A 1,442-nucleotide genomic window follows, 5' to 3' on the forward strand; every position below is an offset into this window, starting at 1 on the left:
AAGCTGCAAGATCTATTGACCGCCGCCGTTTGGGCGCCGTCCGGCCGCAATGAACAGAGCTGGCACTTTACCCTTCTGGCAGACCGCGAGAAGATTCAGGCTCTCGCCGCCGCTGTCAAAGAGGCGGACCATCGTCCGGCTGGCTATAATTTCTTCGCTCCGTCCGCTTTTCTCATCGTGTCCGGCGAGCGAGACAACCGCAACAGCTTTTTGGACGCCGGTGCCGCCATGGAAAATGTCCTGTTGACAGCGACTTCCCTCGGTCTCGGCTCGTGCTGGATCAATCAAGTACGCGATGTGTGCGACAATCCAGCAGTGCGTGCGCTCTTGACCGAATACGGCGTACCGGAGAGTCATATCGTCAATGCTTCTGCTGCTATCGGCTATCCGGCAGCAGATCCTGTCATTCACGAGAGAAAGCCACATACCACGACCTTGGTACGATAACAATAAGATGAGGAGGCAGTGCCATGTCTTTGGAGCAGCAAATCGAAACATTACAACAAATGATTGACGAATCTCAGCGCATCGTCTTTTTTGGCGGCGCCGGTGTCTCGACGGAAAGCGGCATTCCGGATTTTCGCAGTGTCGACGGATTATATCATCAGAAATACAAGTTTCCGCCGGAAACCATTCTCAGCCATTCCTTTTTCCAGTCTCAGCCGGAGGAATTTTTCCGGTTCTATCAGGACAAGATGCTCGCGCTGGACGCCAAGCCCAACGCCGCACACAAAAAGCTCGCAGAGCTGGAGCAGGCAGGCAAATTAACCGCCGTCATCACGCAGAACATTGACGGTCTGCATCAGGCCGCCGGAAGCAAGCGCGTCTATGAGCTGCACGGCTCTGTGCATCGCAATTACTGCCAGCACTGCGGCAAGTTCTATGATGCCCAGTACATGAAATCGTGTCACGGCATCCCCAAATGTACCTGCGGCGGCATCATCAAGCCGGATGTCGTGCTGTACGAGGAATCGTTGGACGAGCAGTGCCTGACTGACAGCATTCAAGCCATTGCACAGGCGGATATGATGATTATCGGCGGCACGTCGCTCGCCGTCTATCCGGCAGCCGGACTCATTCAATACTTCCGCGGCAAGCATCTCGCCGTCATCAACAAGGGACAAACCCAGCGCGCTACTGGCGCGCAGTTGCTGATTGATGCGCCGATTGGACAGGTTTTCAGCCAAATTCAAGTGAGATAATAAAAAAAGAGCCAGATCCGGAACGGTTCCGGATCTGGCTCTTTGGCTTTATCTGACGCATAGACCAAACTTGTCTCTCCCTCCGGGAGAGATGTCGCGCAGCGACAGAGAGGGCTTTTGGCTCCCTCGTTGAGGGAGCTGTCATTTGCCTTGCAAATGACTGAGGGAGTAACCAGTTCGCCCTAACGAATTAGAGTAACTCTGATACGAACTTGTTCGCGTGCTGCTCCTTCCGTCACG

2 protein-coding genes are annotated in these 1,442 nt (G+C 54.3%); both read left to right on the forward strand.

Annotated features, from left to right (window positions below; all coding sequences use genetic code 11):
• Positions 1-447 (forward strand): nitroreductase family protein (locus ACR0P9_RS12555; RefSeq protein WP_432620657.1); only part of this gene is annotated, 447 nt, incomplete at its 5' end.
• A gap of 23 nt (positions 448-470) precedes the next feature.
• Positions 471-1,202, forward strand: coding sequence for an NAD-dependent protein deacylase (locus ACR0P9_RS12560; RefSeq protein ID WP_432620659.1), 732 nt, complete (start codon positions 471-473; stop codon positions 1,200-1,202).
• Positions 1,203-1,442 lie beyond the last annotated feature (240 nt).

Source organism: Butyricicoccus sp. (assembly GCF_050872565.1).
Lineage (GTDB): Bacteria > Bacillota > Clostridia > Oscillospirales > Butyricicoccaceae > Butyricicoccus_A.